This window comes from Alistipes sp. AF48-12 (assembly GCF_003477565.1).
Classification (GTDB): Bacteria; Bacteroidota; Bacteroidia; order Bacteroidales; family Rikenellaceae; genus Alistipes_A; species Alistipes_A hominis.
The window spans coordinates 37,338-53,421 of record NZ_QUDJ01000012.1; the positions used below are offsets into that span (position 1 = coordinate 37,338).

Consider the following 16,084-nt stretch of genomic DNA (forward strand, 5'->3'; position numbering starts at 1 on the left):
CTTACGATTTATTGATAACAAACGCTTTCTATACGTACGGGGCCCAGCAGCCCGGATGTCTGCAACGGCGACGACGGGGTCCACGGATTGTGCGGAGACCACGTCGGACGTTCGCCGGCGGGCAACGCGCTGTCGCCGATCAGACGGTTGACCCAGGTATTGACGACCTCGATTTCCAGATCGTTCCCGCCCTCTTTTACGAAGTCGGTTACGTCCAGCCGGTACGGATAAGTCCACACCCCTCCGACGTCGCGTCCGTTCAGCCTGACCCGGGCCATCGCGGCGACGCACCCCAGGTCGAGCAACAACCGCCGGGAAGGATCGGCCGCCTGCCAGGTAAACCGGTTCTTATACGAAGCCGTTCCCGAATAGAACCGGATCCGGTCGTCGTCGCTGAGCGCCCAGTCGGTCAGGGAATCCATCGTTACGGACTCTCCGGGTCCGCGCCGGGCGGCGTCGAAAGCCACCGTCCAGGGAGCGGTTATCTCGACGACCGGAACCGGCTCCGGATAGTTGACTCCCCCGCGGGAAGCGTCCGACGCCTGCGCAGGCTCACGGAAAACGACGAACGCGCTTTCGTAAGGCTCCAGCTTCAACGGAACCGAAACGCTCCTGTCCGAAACCGTAAACTCGGGAAGCGGGCGCATCGCACCCGAAACGGGAAGCCACAGCTCCGGTCGAAGCCCCCTAACGCGAAAACCGGCCTCGAACGCAACCGGACGGGCGGATTGGTTCGCCACGAAATAGATATCCGTCTCCCCCACCCTGCGATGCCCGTATACGATATCGCGGCAATCGGTTTTCAGATCCGGCGGGCAGTCGACATAGGCCAGGGCCTCCTCCATGCTCATGCCGGACAACACCGCTCCTTTGCCGTACCGCCGGGACTTCCGGGTCACTCCGTCCACCTCCGCCCACATTTCGGAAGCGAGCGCACGCACCAGCAGGTCGGCGCCGGGCTGTCCCTGCAAGCTGGGCGAACGGTCGGGACACGGGCCGAGCACGACGGCCCCGTCCCTTACCAACCGGGCGATCTTCGTCAGCAGTTCCGGCCGCATGGTTTCGAGTTCGGGAAGCACCAGCAATCTGTACTGCGTTCCGTGCGGCAGAGTCAGCAACCCGTCGCGCACAGACGCCCGGTCGCGCAGCACCTCCCCGTTGATATAGTCGAACTGATAACCGGCAGGTAACGCGGGATCGGCGACGCCGGTCATCTTCGGAGCGTCCTCGCCGACAAAATAGGCCACGTCGGCTATATTCAGCCCCTGTTGCAACATGAAATTGCAGCGACGCAGGTACTCGATAAAAGTATTCAACTGGGGATACCACGTGTTGTTGCGGTTGAATTCGTTTCCGTAAGCGGCATTCACGCCCGGAAGCCGGCCGTCGTCGAGCTGCGAGATGAACAGCGTCAGCAGGGTGCTGTTGATCCCTTCGGCGAAAAAACGGTCGCAACGCTGTTTCATATTGGCCGGATAACGGCTGAAAGCCGCCCCCGCACATGTAAACGACTCGGCATACACCCTGGACTTGCCGTAAATATGCGCGCAGGACGAAGCCGCCCGGTTCTCGATATCGCCCAGTTCGCCCTCGCTCCAAAACTCGCCGGCCACGTCGTCCGACTGTCCGCCGTACTGCAGGAACTCGCCCGGAAATCCCCAGTGCCCGTAATTTTCGAGCCATGTGGTAAGCCCGTGTTCGTGACAGACTTCGCGCATGCCGCCTACATATTCGTACGACACGGCGTCGGCCACCATCCTGCGCACATCCCACAGAAAACGATCCGAAGTTTCGGCGCTTCCGACCACGACGCCTTCGAACACCGGCAAAAACGGCACCGGATCGTATCCGTAACATTTTTCGAACCGGGCGATGAAATCGTCCGTAAAATTCTGCCCGCCGGTTTCGTAACTATCCTGCACCACCACTTTGAACGACCGGCGGTCGGCCTCCGGAATCCGCTCGAGAATCTTACCGATAAAAGCGTCGAAATGGGTACGGACATGCTCCCTGTTCATTTTGTCGATCTCCAGCCCCGTAGCCTCCGGGGCGGCGGGACTGTTCGTAACGCCCGTGGAAGCCATTCCGGTGCGCAGGATCGCCCACTCCCCGGCCGGGACGTCCCATGTCAACATTCCGTCCCCGGATACGAACTCCGTGATATCCCGCACGGCGGCAGGATCGACCGCCAGCGAAGGATCGTCCGTTTCGGCCGGAGCGGGCCAAAGGTAGTCCTCCCAGTACGGCAGAGGAGTCTGGTGCATTTTAGCCAGACTTTTTTCGCTGTAACGTTCGACCCGCGCCGCTGCCGAAAGTTCCACCTCGCGCAGGGCGGCGGGTCCGCCGGCATTATCGACCGAAAGGCGGAACGCCCGGGAAGACGTGGCCGGGAAAGAGATCGTAACGGGAGCATAAACATCGAACCCGACATTGGGCATTTCGTTGAACCGACTGATATCGAACTCCGCCACCGGCCGGTAGTCGCTCCCGTCCAAAGCCTCGAGGACGGCATTCGCTACGATCGGGCGGTGTTCCGGACGTACGGTGATGCTGCGGGCGGTAAAAAGCTCCGGCGACTCGAAAACGATCGCGGTTTTCCCGACGGGGAGCCGGACGGACGTAAGCGTATCCCCGTCGGCCAACCGTCCGATACCGGGCAAAGCCGGTACGGAACGCACCGTTCCGGACGCGCCGTTCAGCAGCACTCCGTCGTTTTTCGGCACCGGATAGGCGATCACGCGCACGTCCTGAATCATCCCTTCGGGCTTCGGCAACCTGCCCGAAAACTTCGAAGGGCCCTCGACCCGCACCTGCGAACTGCACAGATAACGCATCGACTCTTCCGGCTTCACCCAGGGACCGCCGGACTGACTCCACCCCGGAGAGTTGAAAATGCCGATCTCCATATCCAGTTCCGTTGCGGTCTTGAGGGCCGTATGCAATATCTCCCACCACGGCTCGCTCATCAGCTCGACCGGCCCGTAAGGAACGTCGTCGTGACCGATGTTGCCGATATAGGCGCGGTCGATTCCGGCTGCTTTCATCGATCGCAGGTCTTCGGCTACACCTTCTTTCGATACGTTCCCGGAAATCCAATACCAATACGTACTGATTTTTACCGAATCGGGCGGGGCGACGAATCCCCGTTCGAGCATGGACGAAGCAACGGTTCCCGCATCGCTGCGGCAACCCGTTAAAAACACGGCGGCGATCAACATCAGCCGCGCTCCGAATAGAGTGTGGGACATAGTTTAGTAGTTTTTTCTGTTTACCGGAATTCATCCGTATTCCGAACCGGCACAAGCCGCTCGGGCGCATAATCGACGATCGGGCAACGGGTCATCTTTTCATGATTCGGGATCGACGGACAAAACATGCGTCCCCGTTCGACAAAGCACATTCAAATATAGTGTAAATATCGGTACGAAAATCATTTGCCCGTACCGACAACGAAGCTTTTATCGGTAATCCGTCCGAATTTCGCCGTTTCCGCCGCCGGAAAGGACGCGAGCGGAATGCAGGACGCACATAATTCCGCCGATTCGACAATATTCGGTTCCGCATTCGCGACGAACCGAAAATAATATTATTTTTGTAGAATACTTAATCTAAACAAAATGAAGGAAAAAGTACTCGTTGCGCTCTGTTTTTTTTGATTGTCGGAGGAAAACTGTCTTCACAAACCGAAAATAAAACGACCGGCTCCTTTACCATCGAATGGGAAGGGGGAACCGGAACGGGAAGCATTTCGGCTACGAACGGGAAAATCGCCCGGATCGAAGCCGTAAAAGGGAATGTCCGGATCGACGGGAACGCCTACCGCATCCGGAACGCTTCCGGAGCTCGGCTGGAATGCTTCGTCGACAGCGCCGATACGAAAATCGGACCGGAGGCGACTCTGATCCACGTCGAAGCTCCGCAGGGTTCCTTCTCCTTTTTCCTGAGGGACGTAAACCGGAATACGCCGATCTACATTCCGAATTACAAAGTAACGGTACTCCCGGCCGGAGACGGCCGTTGTTATGCGGAGGTCGAGCGAGAGATCCTTTCCCGAAAAAGCCGTACCAAGATCGAACGGATCGAAACCGAGCCGGAAGTCTCTTTCGAAACCGCGGCGGCACGCGCCCGCCGGTCGAACGTTCCGATCTGGCTCGGCATGGGAAGAGACATCCGCATGTTCGAAATATCGGAAGAGCTGCCGGACGGCACATTAGAGGACAAACTGATCCGTCCGATTTTCTCTTCTTCCCCCGTCGTACTGCCGGAAACGGCCCCTTCGGCGCTCTACTACCGGTACGCGCTGGGACGCGGCGTGGGAGTCATGGATAACATCGCCCGGCATCTGGATGAGGGCGTACTTCCCATTTACCACTCCGAACTCACGGACGACGATGTCCGTTACCACAGCGTATCGTTCGTGTCGCTCGAAAAGTCGGAGTTGAACGCCGGCAACGTGCAGGGAACCCACTTCCTGATCTCGGACAGCCGTTCCGGAGGGAGGGTATTTACCGAAACGCAGCAGAAACAGTTGGCCGACATACAGGCCGCGATCCCGCCCGCCGACGAGGAAGCCGTCCTCTACATCCGGACGGAAATCGAAAACGAAGGAGCCGTTCCCCGCTACGCCTGGATCAAGGCCCCCCGCCCGGCAATGCCCACCAACAATCTGTATATCGGAGCGGCTTATCAATTCGACCGGGAAAAAGGATTTTCATTTTTCTCGGAGGACCGGGTATTCTGTATTTCCACAATCAAAGGGAAACCGCTGTGTAACGAGGAACTCGCCGTACTGCTCCAACCCGGGGAACGGATCGAAGTGAACTTTTACATTCCGCACGAACCCGTCTCCCGACAGCGGGCCGAAGAACTGGCCGCACAGTCGTTCGAAAAACGCTACGAAGCGTGCAAGGCCTATTGGAACGGGAAACTGGAGCGCGCCGCCCGTATCCATGTCCCGGAAAAAAGGATCGACGAGATGGTCCGCGCGGGCCTGCTGCATTTGGACCTGGTGACTTTCGGGCAGGAGCCGGACGGGACGCTGGCCGCTAACGTGGGCGTTTACTCTCCGATCGGAACGGAAAGCGCCCCGATCATTCAATTTTACGCCTCGATGGGGTTGAACGACCTGGCCCGGCGGGCATTGAACTACTTTATCGAAACCCAGCAGGAGAATGGAAAAATCGAGAATTACAACGGCTATATGGTCGAAACGGGGGCCGTTTTGTGGTCGGTGGGCGAATACTTCCGCTACACCCGGGACAAGGAATGGATCGGGGAAATCAAACCGGCCTTGCTGAAAGCCTGCCGCTACCTGACCGAATGGAGAAACCGCAGTAAAAAGGACAGCCTCAGAGGACGCGGATACGGCATGATCGACGGAAAGGTCGCCGATCCGGAAGACTATTTCCACCAATTCATGCTGAACGGCTACGGTTACCTCGGCATGAAACGCATGGGAGAAGTATTCGAAGCCATCGGAGCGGAAGAAGCCGAAAGCCTGCAGAAGGAAGCGGCCGACTGGAGAAACGACATCCGCGAATCGCTCGAACGGACGATGGCTCTTTCGCCGGTCGTTCCGCTGGGAGACGGAACGTGGAGCCCGACCGCGCCTCCCTGGACGGAAGCTCCGGGACCGCGCCTGCTGTACCAACAGGCCGAATGTTTCCGCTCTCACGGCACCTTTACCGTCCCGGATGCCATGCTGGGGCCGATGTACCTGGTTTTTTGCGAGGTAATCGACCCGGCAGAGCCCGTTTCGGATCTGTTGTTGAAATATCACAGCGAACTGATGTTCCAGGAAAATTCGACTTTCAGCCAACCGTATTACAGCCGTCACAACTGGTTGCAAGCGAAAAAAGGAATGGTAAAACCTTTCCTAAGCACCTATTACCACACCATGGCCCCCTACGCCGATCCGGGAACCTATACGTTCTGGGAGCATCTCTACAAACTGAGTCCCCACAAGACCCACGAAGAAGCCAACTTCCTGATGGAAACCCGCTGGATGCTTTATATGGAGGATGCGGATACACTGAATCTCTTCCGGGTAATTCCGCGCCGGTGGATGGCGGACGGCGATCGAATCGAACTGAGCGGCGTGCAAAGCTATTTCGGGCCGCTGAACGTCCGGGCGGTATCGAACGTCCGCAACAACCGGATCGAAGCCAGCGTTCGATGCGACCCGGCCCGGAAACCCGCCTGCGTGAAAATCAGGCTGCCGCATCCCGAAGGGAAAAAACCCGTGCGGGTAACGGGCGGCACATATAACGCGGACGACGAAACGGTCGTCGTCCGCCCTTTCGACGGAGAGACTGAAATACGGCTCGAATTCTAAACATTCGGATTCCCGAGAATCCGAATGCGGACGACACGCCTTACGCTCCCACGAAGATCGCCTGCCGGATCGCCGACGCCGCGTCGGTGCGAAATACGAAAATCTTTCGTAAATTCGCGCCGTTGTTTTTCGTATCGATGAAAAATCTTGTGGGCAGATACCTGTTGTTCGTGATCGGGCTTTATTTCCTGGCCGCCGGAATCGTGTTGATCCTGCGTTCGTCGTTGGGGACAACCCCGATATCGAGCGTGAACTACGTGTTGAGCCTCAACAGCGCGCTGACGTTGGGAACCTGGACATTCGTGATAAACATGCTGCTTATCGCCGGACAGTTCTGGTTTATTCGCGACCGCATGACGCGACGCGACACGGTCGAAATCCTGTTACAGATGCCTTTTTCGTTGCTTTTCGGGCTGTTCATCGATTTCAACATGGCCCTGACGCAACATCTGCTGCCGCCGAACTACGCAGCGGCGATCGTACTGCTGTTGGCCGGCTGTATCGTGCAGTCGATCGGCGTCGTACTGGAGATCAAACCCCGCGTGGTCATGATGAGCGCCGAAGGATTCGTCAACTACGCCTCGCAGCGCTATAATACGGATTTCGGAAAATTCAAAGTCGCTTTCGACATCTCGCTCGTAACGGTTGCCACGCTGCTGTCGCTCCTGCTGGCACGGCGCATCGAAGGCGTGCGCGAAGGAACACTGATCGCTGCTTGCAGCACAGGATACATCGTCAGTTTTCTGAACCGCAGGATACTCACGCGGGCGACGCTCCGCCGCGTACTGCCGATCAAAGGAATATAGCCGTCGCTTCGGAGAACGCCGCCGAAAATTCGACATCTCGAATTTTATTCGTATTTTTATCCGCGATAGGCCGACTGTCGGCAGCCGGACATCCGGAATATCCGACGTACAATAAAACGAAGCCCAGTATGCAAAAACCTTATCGACTGTTTTTACCCGTCCTCCTTTTTTTCTGCATTGCCGGCCCGAAAGCCGTTTATCCGAAAATCCCGGCGGAACCGGCGCTACAAACGGAACCGGAACGCGCCGTGAACGTCGAAGGGAAAGACGCGGCCCTGACGGAACGGGATTTCCTGTTCGGCGACGACCGTCCTTTCAAACAGTGCCATGCATCCACGCTGGTAGGACTCGACGACGGCAATTTCTTGGTAGCATGGTTCGGCGGAGACAAGGAGAGCGCGGACAACGTAGCCATATGGCTGTCCAAAGGCAAGCCGGGCAACTGGTCGGCGCCTCGCCGAGTCGCGAAAATCCGCGACGACGCCCACTGGAACCCGGTGCTGTTCCGCGACGGGAAGGGAAAAGTTTATCTTTTTTTCAAAGTGGGGGAAAAAATAACCGAATGGGAGACCTGGTGGACGGCTTCGTCGGACGACGGAACGACCTGGTCGAAACCCGTCGAACTCGTCAAAGGCGACCGGGGAGGCCGGGGCCCTGTTCGCAATAAGCCCATCGTCCTATCGAACGGCGTATGGCTGGCCGGCGCATCGTTCGAAAGCGAGACGGGCGACAAACACTGGGACGTATTCGTCGACCGCAGCAGCAACAACGGCAGAACATGGAAGGCGACGCCCTTTCTGGAACTGGACCGCAGCAATTTCAGGGGACACGGGGTCATCCAGCCCACGCTCTGGGAATCGGAGCCGGGAATCGTCCACATGCTCGTACGCAGTAGCAACGCCCGCATCTACCGGAGCGACTCGAAAGACTACGGAAAATCCTGGTGTCCGCTCTACCCGACCGACATGCCGAACAACAACAGCGGCATCGACCTGATAAAACTCCCGGACGGCGCGCTGGTTCTGGCATACAATCCGGTCGGCGGCGATGCGGGGTCGAGGTCGCTGCTCAACTTGGCCGTATCGTTCGACAACGGCAAAACGTGGCCGAAGACAATCGCGCTCGAAAACGACAATCCGCCGGCGGAGTATTCCTACCCGGCGATTATCGCCCACGGAGACCGTGTGGCGGTCACTTACACGTGGAACCGGCAGAGCATCGTTTTTTGGGAGTTCGCAAACGATGCTCTGGAGGTCCGATAATCATTTACCCATGAAAAAACTATTGTTATCCGCCCTGCTGCTACTGACCGGCAGCCTATCTGCGAACGAGCGCATAGCCCGCCTCCGCTGCGAAGAGATGACCGACCCGATCGGGATCGACGTATTGCAGCCGCGGCTGAGCTGGGAACTCGAATCCGACCGGCGGGGCGTGCTTCAGACGGCTTACCGGATCCTCGTCGCTACGGACAAGACTCTGCTCGACCGCGACCAGGGCGACATGTGGGATTCGGGAGAGATCGAAAGCGACGCGACGTCGGGGATAAAATATGCGGGAAAGCCGCTGCAGCGCAACAGCTATTACTACTGGAAGGTAAAAGCGAATACCAACAAAGGAGAAACGGCATGGAGCGAACCGGCGCTATGGCAGGTCGGGCTTCTTCAATTCCAAGACTGGGTCGGCCAATGGATCGGTTTCGACCGCCGCTTCCCGTGGGACAGCGATCCGCAAGGTTCGCGACTCTCCGCACGCTACTTCCGCAAAGAGTTCGACTGCGACAAGGAGATCCGTTCGGCGACGGCTTATATCATCGGGCTCGGATTTTACGAACTTCGCATCAACGGCCGGAAAATAGGCGACCGGGTACTGGCTCCCGTACAGACCGAATTTACCAAAAACGTAAAGTACAATGCATTCGACGTAACGGACGCGCTGAAACGCGGCCGCAACGCGATCGGCATAGTCCTCGGGAACGGTATGTATTTCACGATGCAGCAGTTCCAGCAAGCGTTCAAAATAAAAAACTTCGGCTATCCGAAAGTACTGTTCAACCTGGCGATCACCTACGCCGACGGCTCCTCGAGAGTGATCTTCACGAACGACTCGTGGAAGGGAACGGCCGACGGCCCCATCCGGGCCAACAACCTGTACGACGGCGAAGAGTACGACGCGACCCGGGAGTTTCCGGACTGGGACGCGCCGGGATTCGACGACGGCGGATGGCTGCAGGCCGAGTTCGTCCAGGAGCCGGGCGGAACCTACGAGGCGCAAACGACCGACCCGATGAAGGTCGTAAAAGAACTCGCCCCCGTCTCCGTAACGGAGAAAACGGACGGCCGGTTCATCGTCGATTTCGGGCAAAACCTGACGGGATGGATGCGTTTCAGCGTCCGCGGAGAGCGCGGACAGACTGTCCGGCTGAGATACGCCGAATCGCTCGACGAAAACGGAGAGCTATTCACGGCCAACCTCCGGAGCGCCAAAGCCGAAGGGTTGTACACCCTGCGGGGCGGCGAACGAGAAACCTACGAACCGGCTTTTACGTACTACGGTTTCCGATTCGTCGAAGTCTCCGGTTATCCCGGACAATGCGACCCGTCCGATTTCACGGCCTGCATGGTCTCCGACGATATGCGTACGGTAGGCAGTTTCAAAACCTCGGACGAGTTGCTCAACAGGATCTACCGCAATGCCTGGTGGGGCATTGCGGGCAACTACAAGGGAATGCCGGTGGATTGTCCGCAGCGCAACGAAAAACAGCCGTGGCTGGGCGACCGGGGAGTAGCCGCCCTGGGAGAGAATTTCGTGTTCGACAATGCGAAGCTCTACCGCAAGTTGCTCGACGACCTGAAAAGGGCGCAGAAAGCGGACGGTTCGCTGCCGGACCTGGCGCCCGACTTCTGGCGCTATTTCAGCGACAACATGACCTGGCCCGGAGTCATGCTGATCATAGCGGACATGCTTTATACCCAGACGGGAGACCTCTCCGCCGTATCGGATCATTACGATGCCATGAAGAAATGGCTGGCCTACATGAAAGGGCGTTACATGACCGCGGAGTATATCGTCAGCAGGGACGTCTACGGCGACTGGTGCGCGCCTCCCTCTACGGCCGAGGCCGGGAAAGGATTGAGCGGGAACGTGAAAAAACCGAACCCGCTCCTATCCACGGCATACTATTATCATTTCACCGGACTGATGCAAAAATTCGCCGAACTGACCGGCAGGCCGCAGGATAAAGCCTATTACGCCGAGCTGGGCGAAAACATCAAAAACGGATTCAACCGCAGGTTCTACCGTTCCGAGGACGGCTATTACGACAATGGGGAACTCACATCCAACCTGTTGCCGGTAGCGTTCGGAATGGTGCCGGCGGAAGAACTGCCCCGCGTGACCGCTTACGTCGGCAACCTCGTCGAGGTGAAGAATCGGGGCCACCTGAGTACGGGCGTCATCGGCACCCAATGGCTGATGAAAACGCTGTCGGGCATCGGCCGTCCGGATCTCGCGCTCGGCATCGCCTTGAAGAAAACCTACCCGAGTTGGGGTTATATGATAACGCATGGCGCCACGACGATCTGGGAGCTCTGGAATTTCGATACGGCCGCACCCGATATGAATTCGCAAAACCACGTGATGATGCTCGGCGACCTGCTGGTATGGTTTTACGAGAACCTTGCAGGCATCCGAACCGATCCCGCGAAACCGGCCTTCCGGCGGATCGTCATGAATCCCGACTTTCCCGAAGGACTCGACTTCGTCGAAGCGTCCCACCATTCGGTTTCCGGAAAAATAGAGAGCAGGTGGCGGCGGACGAAGCGCAAAAAAACGGAATGGAATATCCGGATACCGGCCAATTGCAGCGCCGAGGTACACTTCCCCGCAGCGGCGAGGGAAAAGATCACCGAATCGGGACATACCGTCGCGGCGAACGACGAAAACATCAGGTATCGGGGCACCGTAAACGGCAAACAGGTGTTCGAAGTGCTGTCCGGCGAATATAGCTTCGTATTTTAACCCGATTTACAAACGACGATCAATCAAAATCGCCTGAGGCCGATGGCCTCAGGCGATTTTGATCCGCATACCGGAAAAAATAAATACGAATATTTTGCCCACTGAGCGGAACCGCCCTCAAGTCGGATATACAAGCCGGCCCGTTCGGGACGCCCTCATGTCACCGGCATTTTACGCTGTTCCCAATAAACTTTTTTGTAACGATCGGTCATAAGTTCGCTCGTAAACAGGGCATATGCCCGTTTGCGGGCCGCTTGTCCGAAAGAATCCCGAAGTTCCGGGTGCCGGATCAGGGTCATCATATTTTTCGCCAAAGCCTGCGGATCACGCGGATTGCATAACAGTCCGGTTTCTCCGTCCGAAACGACCTCGGGAATACCTTCCACGTTGGTCGCAACTACCGGAAGCCCGTAATGGGCGGCTTCGACGAAAATCAATCCGAAAGATTCGTAGATCGAAGACATCGCAAAAATATCGTGCGAAACATAGAACGATGAAACATCTTGCTGCCATCCGGCCAAATCGATACTGGCCGTCAAACCATTGTCTCGGATAAAACGCTTGCACTCCCCGTATTTTTCGCCGTCTCCGACCATAGTAAACTTTGCGTCGGGGTATTCCCCGATAAGGATTTTCGCCGCTTCGAGAAAAGTCAGAGGGTCTTTCTGCGTATCCAGCCTGCCGACAAAAAGAATCCGGGGCGTCGTTCCTTTCTGAGAAACCGGAAGATGTCCCGGATAAGCGGAAAAATCTATCCCGTTATAAACGGTCGAAACTTTACGGGCGCACCATTTGAAATATTTGCTGTAATAACGGTTGACCAGGATGATTCTGTCGCAAAACAACGACGCAAACATCTCGCATCCCCAGTAAAACAGCCACCGGGGAAGCCCGACGAATTTATGAAAGGCCAGTCCGTGCACGGTATGTATTACCCGCGGCGTACGGGCCAACGTCGCCGCTATGCGCCCGACCACACCCGGTTTCGTGGAATGGGTATGTACGATGTCAAATCTTTCCCGCCGGCATAACCGATAAATCTCCCGGACAGCTCCGATATCCGACAATCCGATCGCTCGCTTCATTTTATTCGAGTAGATAACCCGAACGCCGGCTCTCCGGAATTCTCTTTCACACTGCTCCCGATCGCCGACGTCCGTCGAATCGCTGAAAAGTATCCATTTGTCATACTGGCTATCGGGCAGACTCTTCATAATCTCCAGAGATACGCGTTGTACGCCGGATAATTTCGGAAGCACCTGAATGTGCAGAATTTTTGTTTTCATAATTGATATATGCACCGAACAGTCCTATACGGGCAGCAACAACGCGGCGCCGATACAGGACTATCCGGTATTATTTGTTCGATTGAATTTTAAAGCCGAATGTAAACAGGGACAATAACTAGCGAAACAGAATACCGAAAGTCATAACAGAGATTCAATCGGCAACCTGCGCATCCTACAGCGCACTCAGATTTTGATTCACACGCTTTACGATCTCCAGATAACGGTAACCGTTTTTCAAGTCGGGTTCAAGATAAGCGCCTTCCGACCATTCGTTCCATGCATTGAAAAACACATAAGGAGAGTCGTGCTCCCGCGCCTTTTTCATGAGTTCGGTCAGGTTGTTTTCCATGGAGTCGAAAGAGAGCCCCCGGTATATTTTTGCCTTGTTTTTGTAGCGGGCCGTATTATCCCAGTCAAAAAACGCCGTTTCATAAATATCGACAGACTCTTTGAATTCGGGACAATAAGCATTTTTTAAAATCACCTCCCACAATTCATTCGCATCGATGATTTGATAGCTGCGTATACTTTGATTGATTTTACGCAAATAATTTTGAATGCTTTCCGGGAGTTTGCGCAGCCAGTAAAAACGATCCGTTAGATTCTGATGTTTGAAATGTTTCGAACCGAAGGCTTCCCGTGGCTGCGTTTTTAACAAACCATCATACGATTTTAGAAAATCGCAGGAAGGATATTGGTGTCCTTTGACGGCCATCAGGTATAAGCCGGGCAGGCCGCTTTCTTCCGCCCATTTACGCCAGTATCCGAACATTTCCTGCGTATTCGCAATAATAAACGGCTGATAAATCAACAATAAAGGCTTATTGTCGATGCGGATTGCCCGCTCGTCTTTGAAAAACGGCAACAGGTAATCGAAATGCCTGCGCCACAGATCTACATTGTCCGTATGATTCTGTTGTATCAATACCGCTTCGGGATGTCCTATCCATGCCCGTGTCCAGGTCTCGTTGGCCCAGGTCAGACAAAACGGAATATCAATCTGCTTATGTTCCAGAAAAGTCTCCAGCGGCTTCTCCAGCATCAATTTACCGTCGAACCAATAATGATAAAAAGAAAATCCTCCGACACCGTATTCCGAAGCCAGCCGAGCCTGTTTGGCAAGCGTCTCTTTATCACAGGGGTTGTAATAGTTTCCATCTATGGGGATACGGGGTTGATAGTGTCCGTTAAACAGCGGTTTTGCATTTTGCACCAGTTGCCAATCATGAAATCCGGCCCCCCACCACACGTCGTTTTCCGGAATAGCGTGAAACTGAGGGAAATAAAATGCAATAAGTTTCGGAATAGTCATAATATGTCTTTTATCGTTAGTTCAAACTGATGATTGAGATTTAGAAGGCGGACTTTATCATATCCGTTAGAAGACAGCCTGTTGCGAAGCCCTTCCTCCTGTAATGCTTCCAAACACTTATACAATTCGTCTTCGTCGGACGGGTCGAAAAACAGGCACTCTTCTCCGGTCAGTATCTCGTGCAAACCGGTTTCCGTCGTCGTAATGACCGCTTTCCGCTGGCTCATGGCTTCCAAAACAGTCAATCCCCACGATTCGTTCAGCGAAGGCTGGACAAGCATATCGATATCGGCAAAAAAGCCGGACACATCGTTTTGAAAAGCCCGGAACTCGGTAAACGTCTCTACATGAAGCGTACGGGCCAAATCCTGCAATTCATGCAGGCAAGGCCCGCTTCCGCATATCAGCAAATAAGGAGGATCCTGCGGATGAGAAGTATGCAACCGCGCATAAGACCGCACGAGCGCAGCGACGTTCTTCCCCGGAATCAAAGCCCCCAGATAACCGATCGTGAGAGCCGTTCCTGTTTTCTTCGAAACCGTTAAAGGCAGCTCTTTCAACGGAGGATAAGCAATCCTGTAAACGGGGAAATCGCACGCTAATTTTTGACTCCATAACCTACGGCACCGTTCGGTCACGAATACGGGAGTGATATTGGATGCCGTAAACAGTTTTCGATAGGTCGAAATCATCCAGCGGGGGAGGTAATCGGTATGTGCATTGGGCTGCTCATGAATATGCCACAGACAGCGTTTCCCCGTAATGTAAGCGACCCATGCTCCGGGGAAATTAACAGCGCTGTTCACATAAATCCGATCGGTCTTGCGGAACAGGCAGACAGCGATAAGCCACAAAATCGTCGGAAGGCTGTACAGGAGAACAATCAATGTCTTTAATGAGCCCGAAGCTATATTCCGGTAAGGCAATGCGCAACATCGCCTTACGGTTTCCGAACGAAGCGCTGTTCTGAAAAGGGAACCCGTTCCCAGCGGGTAATATACATCCGTTTCATACCGGGAAGAATCCGACAACACGTTGTTGATCGCGTGCGCCAGCACGGTCTCCGCCCCTCCCATATAACCCGAATGCGCGACGATGAGGAGCCGGGTTTTAGTCATTATTTTCACGATTCATCAATTCGTACAAACGCTCCTCGCCGTTACTGGGGAGCTTAAAGATTTTATGCACGATGTAATTCTGGTACGGCGAAAAAGTCGGGATCGAAAAGAAATAATTCTGACATTGATACCAGTTGACAAAAACGAAAACTACAAAGGTCAACTGCCGGATCAATTTCCGGGATACGATCTCGAATAACAGCGGAAATCCCATCGTCATGCCCAACGACATGTAAAAGCCCAATCGCATATCCAGTTCGACGGATTCCCACAATACGTTTCTGAGCAGCACAAAAAGGAAAAGCAGATTCAATATAATATTGAAATAAGGAAAACGTTCCGCCAGTTTATTTCGGTTATATACGATGACAAAGAGTATGGCCAGGTAGAAGAATACTTTAATATTGATCGGCCAGGGTTCTATATCGGAAGTCGTATAATACAATACCTTGTATAGTATATTCGACGAGAAAAGCGGTGAAATCAGATATTCGGTTATCCAACCTATAATCGGCAACTGCAAACCGATTACCAGCAATCCTGCCACGGACGTTCCCACGATCAGCCGGGACGATATTTTTTTATTCAAAAAGAAATATAACGGATAAACGATGATCACCGACACATGAAAAGTCGCAGCTAACAGGATACAAAGCGTATAACGCCAAAACTGGCGCCTGTAAATATATCGAAGCGCCACGAAAAATACATTCAATGCGATGGCCTGTCTCAATCCGCTCATATCCATTTGAAAATAGATGAAAGCGAAGTAAGTCAACAATCCGAGGTATTTATAATCGGGCAGATAATCTTCGAATGAACGGAATAACAGTAAAGTCGTACAGAAAGAGATAAACAGAAACATGTAATTGACATCCACTCCCAACGAAATGAATATGGAATTAATAAACAGATACCCCGGTTCGATCATCGGCACATCGAACGTACCCGTATGCAATAAATGGCTGAGATCGGAGGAACTGTCGAAAATCCGGACATACGCCAGGTAATCCGTCCCCGTTTCATACCTCCATCCGGCCGTAAACCAGAAAAAGATAAACAACAAAAATTGCAATCCCCGTTTAGTTTCCGGAGACAAACGACCGTGCAGCGAGAGGCTGCAGCATACGACGATAAATAAGAAAAAAATGAGGTAGTACATCCGAATAAATGCCGCTCTATCGATTACGGCAAGCGTTCGCCATGCG

The 16,084-nt window shown here is 54.5% G+C and carries 9 protein-coding genes; 4 read left to right on the forward strand and 5 right to left on the reverse strand.

Annotation, left to right across the window (positions count from 1 at the left end):
• Positions 1-8: 8 nt before the first annotated feature.
• Entirely contained in the window at positions 9-3,248 is a 3,240-nt protein-coding gene (locus tag DW082_RS08810) for a glycosyl hydrolase (RefSeq protein WP_118458250.1), read from the reverse strand.
• 404 nt (positions 3,249-3,652) lie between these two features.
• On the opposite strand from DW082_RS08810, the gene DW082_RS08815 reads away from it, so the two are divergent.
• The 4 genes from DW082_RS08815 (at position 3,653) to DW082_RS08830 (ending at position 11,157) form a co-directional block, all read left to right on the forward strand.
• Positions 3,653-6,334, forward strand: coding sequence for a hypothetical protein (locus DW082_RS08815; protein WP_118458252.1), 2,682 nt, complete (start codon positions 3,653-3,655; stop codon positions 6,332-6,334).
• Positions 6,335-6,471: 137 nt separating this feature from the next.
• Positions 6,472-7,140 (forward strand): YitT family protein, encoded by a 669-nt coding sequence (locus DW082_RS08820; protein WP_055205167.1) that lies wholly within the window; start codon positions 6,472-6,474, stop codon positions 7,138-7,140.
• A gap of 128 nt (positions 7,141-7,268) precedes the next feature.
• Entirely contained in the window at positions 7,269-8,402 is a 1,134-nt protein-coding gene (locus DW082_RS08825) for an exo-alpha-sialidase (protein WP_118458253.1), read from the forward strand.
• Positions 8,403-8,412: 10 nt separating this feature from the next.
• Positions 8,413-11,157 (forward strand): alpha-L-rhamnosidase, encoded by a 2,745-nt coding sequence (locus DW082_RS08830; RefSeq protein WP_220452650.1) that lies wholly within the window; start codon positions 8,413-8,415, stop codon positions 11,155-11,157.
• A gap of 155 nt (positions 11,158-11,312) precedes the next feature.
• Here DW082_RS08830 and DW082_RS08835 read toward each other — a convergent pair whose 3' ends face one another.
• The 4 genes from DW082_RS08835 to DW082_RS08850 all read right to left on the reverse strand — a co-directional run bounded on the left by DW082_RS08835 (position 11,313) and on the right by DW082_RS08850 (position 15,951).
• Positions 11,313-12,443, reverse strand: a complete 1,131-nt coding sequence (locus tag DW082_RS08835; protein WP_118458257.1) for a glycosyltransferase family 4 protein — start codon at positions 12,441-12,443, stop codon at positions 11,313-11,315.
• A 175-nt stretch (positions 12,444-12,618) separates the two neighbouring features.
• Entirely contained in the window at positions 12,619-13,758 is a 1,140-nt protein-coding gene (locus DW082_RS08840; RefSeq protein ID WP_118458258.1) for a glycoside hydrolase family 99-like domain-containing protein, read from the reverse strand.
• Positions 13,755-14,876, reverse strand: a complete 1,122-nt coding sequence (locus DW082_RS08845) for a glycosyltransferase family 4 protein (protein WP_101574007.1) — start codon at positions 14,874-14,876, stop codon at positions 13,755-13,757. The genes DW082_RS08840 and DW082_RS08845 overlap by 4 nt, the downstream gene beginning before the upstream one ends.
• Positions 14,869-15,951: an EpsG family protein gene (locus DW082_RS08850; RefSeq protein WP_180951586.1), complete on the reverse strand. Its 1,083-nt coding sequence runs from the start codon at positions 15,949-15,951 to the stop codon at positions 14,869-14,871. The genes DW082_RS08845 and DW082_RS08850 overlap by 8 nt, the downstream gene beginning before the upstream one ends.
• Between the last annotated feature and the right edge of the window lie 133 nt (positions 15,952-16,084).